Consider the following 6,687-nt stretch of genomic DNA (forward strand, 5'->3'; position numbering starts at 1 on the left):
GAACGACCGTACGACTCCCCGAACCGCCCGCGTCCTCGGTTCGCTGCTGCTTGTCGCGGCGGCCGGTGCCTTCACCCTCGGCGCCGCGCCCGCCCCGCCCGAGGCCCCCGTCACCCCCTTGAACCAGGTGGTCCCGGCCCCCGCCTCCGTCACCCCGGGCGGAGCGCCGTACCGCCTCACCCGTGCCACCGCCGTCCGTGTGGACGGCTCGGCCGAGGTCCGGCGCGTCGGCGCCTATCTCGCCGGCATCCTGCGGCCCTCCACCGGCTATCCGCTGCCGCTCACCGAGCGCGGCGCCGGGGGCATCCGACTGCACCTGGAGAAGGGGGACTTCGGCGCCGAGGGCTACCGGCTGCGCAGCGGCCCCACCGGTGTCACGCTCACCGCGAGCGCCCCGGCCGGCCTCTTCCACGGCGTGCAGACGCTGCGCCAGCTCCTCCCGGCCGCCGTCGAGAGGAAGACGGTCCAGCACCAGGACTGGCGGATCGCCGGCGGCACCGTCGAGGACCGTCCCCGCTACGCCTACCGGGGCGCCATGCTGGACGTCTCCCGGCACTTCTTCACCGTCGCCCAGGTGGAGCGGTACATCGACGAACTCGCGCTGTACAAGGTCAATGAGCTGCATCTGCACCTCAGCGACGACCAAGGCTGGCGCATCGCCATCAACTCCTGGCCACGGCTGGCGAGTTACGGCGGCGCAAGCGAGGTCGGCGGCGGCAAGGGCGGCTTCTACACCCAGGCCGAGTACCGGCACCTCGTCGCCTACGCGGCCGCCCGCTATGTGGAGGTCGTGCCCGAGATCGACCTGCCCGGCCACACCAACGCGGCCCTCGCCTCCTACGCGAAGCTCAACTGCGACGGCGTGGCGCCCCCGCGCTACACGGGCACCGAGGTCGGCTTCAGCTCGCTGTGCGTGTCCAAGGACGTCACGTACACCTTCGTGGACAACGTCATCAAGGAGCTGGCCGCGCTCACCCCGGGCCGCTATCTGCACATCGGCGGCGACGAGGCGCACTCCACCAGCCATGCCGACTATGTGACCTTCATGGACCGGGTCCAGCCGATCGTCGCCAAGTACGGCAAGAAGATCATCGGCTGGCACCAGCTCACCGGCGCCCACCCCGCGCAGGGCGCGCTCGCCCAGTACTGGGGGCTGGACAGCACCAGTGCGGCCGAGAAGGAGCAGGTCGCACAGGCCGCCCGCAACGGAACGGGGCTGATCCTGTCCCCGGCCGACCGGGTCTACCTCGACATGAAGTACACGAAGGACACCGCGCTCGGGCTGTCCTGGGCCGGACTGGTGGAGGTCCAGCGGTCGTACGACTGGGACCCGGGCGCCTATCTGGCGGGTGTGCCCGCGTCGGCGGTGCAGGGGGTGGAGGCGCCCCTGTGGTCGGAGACGCTGAAGACCTCGGCCGACATCGACTACATGGCCTTTCCGCGGCTGCCCGGCGCGGCCGAGCTGGGCTGGTCGCCCGCCGCCACCCACGACTGGGACACCTACAAGGTACGGCTGGCCGCCCAGGGCCCGCGCTGGGACGCCCTCGGCATCGGCTACTACCACTCGCCGCAGGTGCCCTGGCCCAGCGGCTGAGAAGAAGGTGAACGGGCGCCCCGGAGGACCGTACTCCGGGGCGCCCGTCCGTCGGTGTCCGCCGTCAGCGACCGGCCAGCGGATTGCGCAGCGTGCCCACCAGCTGGAGCGCCCCGGAGGGATCCGAGAGGTCCACCATCTGCCGGTTGTCGCGCAGCTGGAGCCGGTTGAGGCAGGACAGCGCGAACTCGGGCGCGAACAGGTCGTACTGCGTGAACCGGTCGGCGAGTTGGGGGTTCGCCTCCTGGTACTCGCGGGAGATCTCCGCGACCGTCCCCCAGAACTCGTCCTCGGTGAGGACGCCCTCGGCGGCGAGGTTCGCGGCGAGGAAGCGGAAGAAGCAGTCGAAGACGTCGGTGAAGATCGACAGCAGCTTCTGGTCCTCCGGGATGTCGGCCCGGATCCGGGCGACCTCCGGCGGCAGCACGGCGTCCGGGTCCATCACCACGATCTCCTCGGCGATGTCCTTGTAGACGGCCCGCTGTACGACCCCGTCCCGCAGCACCAGGATGGTGTTCTCGCCGTGCGGCATGAACGCCAGGTCGTAGGCGTAGAGGCTGTGCAGCAGCGGGGTGTAGTACGCCCGCAGGTACCGGCGCAGCCACTCGGCGGGGGCGAGCCCCGACCGCTCGATCAGGACGGCCGCGACGGACGCGCCCTCATGGTCGACATGCAGCAGGGAGGCCATGGTGGCGAGCGTCTCGCCGTCCGCGAGGGAGGGCACCGGGCTCTCCCGCCACAGGGCGGCCAGCATCTTGCGGTAGGGGGAGTAGCGGTCGGTGGCCCGCTCGTACTCCAGATGCCGGTAGCCGACGGCGGCCCGCTCGCGGATGATCGTCAGGCCGCTGCCCTTGAGCACCGGGTCGTTCTCGATCAGCTGGGCGAGCCAGTCGTTGATGGCGGGGGTGGCCTCCATGTAGGCGGCCGAGAGTCCGCGCATGAAGCCCATGTTGAGCACGGACAGGGCCGTCTTCACATAGTGCTTGTGCGGGGCGCTGGTGTTGAAGAAGGTCCGGATGGACTGCTGGGCGAGGTATTCGTCCTCGCCCTCGCCGAGCGGCACGAGGTGCTTGCGGGCCACTTCCGCCGCGAAGGTGACGGACAGCTTGTTCCACCACTGCCAGGGGTGGACGGGGATGAGGAGGTAGTCGGCCGGGTCGAGGCCCTGGGCGGTCAGCGTCCGTCCGAACCGCTCGACGGTCTCCTCGCCCAACTCGGCCCGGATGAATCCCTCGTACTCGATGCCGGTCCCCGCGGTGAAGGCGGCGCGGGAGCGGTGCGCGGCCAGCCACACCAGCCGGACGGGGTGCGCGGTCTCCGGGGCGTACGACAGGTACTCGTGGACCCCGAAGCCGAGCCGCCCGTTGTTCGCGACGAAGCAGGGGTGGCCCTCGGTCATCCCGGTCTCGATCGCCTGGAAGCCGCTCGACGCCAGCTCGGCCGACGTGACCTGGTGCTTGGCGAGCTTGTAGCAGGTGCCGGAGAGGGTGGAGGAGATCTCCTCCAGGTAGACGGGCAGGATGGCGTCGCTCAGACCCAGCGACTCCTTCAGCTCGATGAAGAAGTCCAGCGCGGCGAGCGGGAGTTCCTCGCCGTCGCGGTGCCGGGTGATCGAGCCGGCGTCGACCTCCCAGTGGTCCAGGGCGCGGCGCACGGCGGTGAACCGGTAGGCCGTGAGCCCGTCGTCGCCGCGGACGACATAGCCCGCGCCGTCCTCCTCGGGCGTGATCAGGCGCTCGTGCGCGAACTCGGCGAGCGCCTTGCGGATCAGCAGCCGGTTGGCCTGCGCCCAGCGCTCGGGGGACAGATGGGCCACGGACTCGGCGGGGGTCATGCGGACACCGCCTTGGTGAACTGCTCGCGGGTGCAGAAGCTCAGCAGGGCCTCTTTCTCCGGCTTCTGTATCTCGCGCTCGGCCACGAAGCCGACGGCCGCGTTCAGCGCGTGCACCGCCTTGTTGCGCACATCCGGCTCCACGACGACGCGCTCCACGGCCGGGTCCTCGAAGAGGTGGGCCATGACGGCGGTGATGACGGCCTTGGTGAACCCGTGCTCGGGGGTGTCGGTCGCGGGGGTCAGGAAGTGCATCCCGACATCGCCCGGCCGGGGCTCGTAGAGGCCGACCAGTTCCCGGTGGACGGGGTCGTACCGCTCCACGAGGAAGGCGGGGACGCCGTCCCGGAGCCCGAGCAGCGCCTGCTGGTGCTCGTCGGCGGCTATCTCCATGTACGCCCGCTCGATGTCCTCCAGTCTGGCGTCCTGCATCATCCAGAAGGCGGCCTTCGGGTGGGTGATCCAGGAGTGCAGCAGCTCGGCGTCCCTGAGCGGGTCGACGGGCCGGAAGACGAAGGTCAGGTCGGTCATACGGCGAACTCCTGGAAGGCGATGGACTTCTCGACCGGGTAGTACTCGCTGCCGAGCACCTCGCGGATGATGCTCGCGTTGCGGTAGGGGCCCATGCCCAGGTCGGGGCTGGTGATGCTGTGGGTGTGGACGCCGGCGTTCTGGAGGAAGACACCGCGCCCGGTCACGTCGATGGCGTAGTTGCGGGCGACGTCGAAGCGGCCGTGGCCGTCGAAGCGCAGCCGCTCGCGCAGCGGGGCGAGGAAGGCCGGGGGCGCGTAGTGGTAGCCGGTGGCCAGCACCAGGCCCTCGGTGCGGATCTCGAAGTCCTTGCCCTGCTCGTCCTGGCGGAAGCCGAGGGTGTACGCCCCCTCGTCGTAACGGGCGGTGTGCAGCGAGGAGTTGGTGAGCAGCCGGGTGGGCACCGGCCGGTCCCCGCTCGCCACGTTCTTCTGGTAGAGCAGGTCGAAGATCGCGTCGATGAGTTCCGAGTTGATGCCCTTGAACAGCCCCTTCTGCTGCTTCTCCAGCCGGTAGCGGGTCTCCTCGGGCAGCGCGCGGAAGTAGTCGATGTAGTCCGGGGAGGTCATCTCCAGGGTCAGCTTGGTGTACTCCAGCGGGAAGAACCGCGGGGAGCGGGTGACCCAGTTGAGCTGGTAGCCGTGGACGTCGATCTCGGACAGCAGCTCGTAGTAGATCTCGGCCGCGCTCTGCCCGCTGCCGACGACCGTGATGGACTTCTTCCCCTGCAACTCCGCCTTGCGGTGCATGTACTGGGAGGTGTGCAGGAGGTCCCCGCCCAGGTCCCGGCAGGACTCGGGGAGGTAGGGCACCGTGCCCGTGCCGAGCACGAGGTGCCGGGCGCGGAGGAGCTCACCGGCCGCGGTCTTCACGACGTACAGGTCGTCCTCGTACGACACCTCGGTGACGGTCGTGCCGAAGCGGACGCAGCTCAGCTTGCCGGCGGCCCAGCGGCAGTAGTCGTCGTACTCCACCCGCAGCGGATAGAAGTTCTCGCGGATGTAGAAGGAGTACAGCCGGCCCTTCTCCTTCAGGTAGTTGAGGAAGGAGTACGGCGAGGTGGGGTCGGCGAGGGTGACCAGGTCCGACATGAACGGGGTCTGGAGGTGGGCGCCGTCCAGGAACATCCCGGCGTGCCACTCGAAGTCGGGCTTCGACTCCAGGAAGACGGCGTCCAGTTCGGCGATCGGCTCGGTCAGGCAGGCGAGGCCGAGGTTGAAGGGGCCGAGTCCGATCCCCACGAGGTCGTGGATGCGGCTGGATTCAGGAAGCGCGGTCAAGGGACTCTCCCAGGTACTGCTCGGCGTGGCCGGCGATGAGATCGAGGACGGCGGCGATGTCGGACGGCGTCGTCTCGGGGTTGAGCAGGGTGAACTTCAGGTAGTGGCGGCCGCCCACCTTGGTGCCCGCGACCACGGCGTCGCCGGAGGCGAACAGGGCCTTGCGGGCGTGGAGGTTGGCGCGGTCGATCTCGGCCGGGTCGGTGACGGCGGCCGGTATGAAGCGGAAGACGAGGGTGGACAGGGACGGTTCGACCACGACGTCGTAGCGCGGGTCGGCGGCGAGCAGATGCCAGCCCTGGACGGCCAGGTCGCAGACCTCGTCGAAGAGTTCGCCGATGCCGTCGGCGCCCATGACGCGCAGGGTCAGCCACAGCTTGAGGGCGTCGAAGCGGCGGGTGGTCTGGAGGGACTTGTCGACCTGGTTGGGGATGCGCTCACGCACCGCGCGGCGCGGGTTGAGGTACTCCGCGTGGTAGGTGGCGTGCCGCAGCGTGGCCGCGTCGCGCACCAGCAGGGCGGACGAACTCACCGGCTGGAAGAAGGACTTGTGGTAGTCCACGGTGACCGAGTCGGCGCGCTCGATGCCGTCGATGCGGTGCCGGTACTTGCGCGAGGCGAGCAGCCCGCAGCCGTAGGCAGCGTCCACATGCATCCAGGTGCCGTGGCGGTCGCAGAGTTCGGCTATCTCGGGCAGCGGGTCGATGGAGCCGAAGTCGGTGGTCCCGGCGGTGGCGACGACCGCCATGGGCACCAGCCCCTCGGCCTGGCAGCGCTCCAACTCACGGGCCAGTGCGAGGGTTTGCATCCGCTTGTCGCGGTCGACGGGGACGGTGACGACCGCGTCGGGGCCGAGCCCGAGCAGTTTCGCCGACTTCTGCACGCTGAAGTGGCCGGCCTCGGAGGCGAAGATCCGCAGTTTCCCGAGATCCTCGCTCTTGGCCTCCTCGCGGGCCAGCAGCAGAGCCTGGAGGTTGGACTGGCTGCCGCCGGAGGTGAACACCCCGTCGGCAGCGGGGCCGAGGCCGATCCGCGCGGTCGTCCAGTCGATCAGCTTGCGCTCGATGAGCGTGCCGCCGGCCGACTGGTCCCAGGTGTCCAGGGAGGAGTTGACCGCGGAGAGCACGGCCTCGCCGAGCACGGCCGGGATGACGACCGGGCAGTTGAGGTGGGCGAGGTAGCGCGGGTGGTGGAAGTAGACCGCGTCCTTCAGGTAGACGTCCTCCAGCTCGTCAAGGACGGCGGCGGTGTCGCCGAGCGGGCGGTCGAGGTCGATGGCGTCGACGCGGGGGGACAGTTCGTCCACGGCGACGCCGGTGAACGGGCGCTCGGTGGCGGCGAGTTTGGCCGCCACCCGCTCGACTCCTTCGGTCACGGAACGGCGGTAGTGCTCCGCGGTGAGGCCATTGAGCAGGTGGGAGCGCATGGGGGGTCCTCCGGGGGGAAGTC

At 69.9% G+C, this 6,687-nt stretch carries 5 protein-coding genes; 1 reads left to right on the plus strand and 4 read right to left on the minus strand.

The genetic code is table 11. The annotated features are described in order from the left end of the window. A partial coding sequence (locus tag CCN72_RS17190) for a beta-N-acetylhexosaminidase (RefSeq protein WP_244174272.1) occupies positions 1 to 1,594 on the plus strand: 1,594 nt, incomplete at its 5' end. Positions 1,595 to 1,658: 64 nt separating this feature from the next. Here the strand turns inward: CCN72_RS17190 and CCN72_RS17195 are convergent. From CCN72_RS17195 to desA, 4 genes are read right to left on the minus strand one after another with little or no spacing between them, the layout of a single operon-like run. Further along, on the minus strand, positions 1,659 to 3,428 hold the full coding sequence (locus tag CCN72_RS17195) for an IucA/IucC family protein (protein WP_086808283.1): 1,770 nt from the start codon (positions 3,426 to 3,428) through the stop codon (positions 1,659 to 1,661). Beyond that, the gene (locus CCN72_RS17200; protein ID WP_086808284.1) at positions 3,425 to 3,958 is read right to left on the minus strand and encodes a GNAT family N-acetyltransferase; all 534 of its coding nucleotides are present in this window, start codon (positions 3,956 to 3,958) and stop codon (positions 3,425 to 3,427) included. The genes CCN72_RS17195 and CCN72_RS17200 overlap by 4 nt, the downstream gene beginning before the upstream one ends. After that, entirely contained in the window at positions 3,955 to 5,238 is a 1,284-nt protein-coding gene (locus CCN72_RS17205) for a lysine N(6)-hydroxylase/L-ornithine N(5)-oxygenase family protein (protein ID WP_086808285.1), read from the minus strand. The genes CCN72_RS17200 and CCN72_RS17205 overlap by 4 nt, the downstream gene beginning before the upstream one ends. Continuing rightward, on the minus strand, positions 5,222 to 6,664 hold the full coding sequence (gene desA / locus CCN72_RS17210; protein WP_086808286.1) for a lysine decarboxylase DesA: 1,443 nt from the start codon (positions 6,662 to 6,664) through the stop codon (positions 5,222 to 5,224). The genes CCN72_RS17205 and desA overlap by 17 nt, the downstream gene beginning before the upstream one ends. Positions 6,665 to 6,687: the final 23 nt, after the last annotated feature.

It is taken from the genome of Streptomyces murinus (assembly GCF_002154555.1).
Taxonomy (GTDB): Bacteria; Actinomycetota; Actinomycetes; order Streptomycetales; family Streptomycetaceae; genus Streptomyces; species Streptomyces murinus.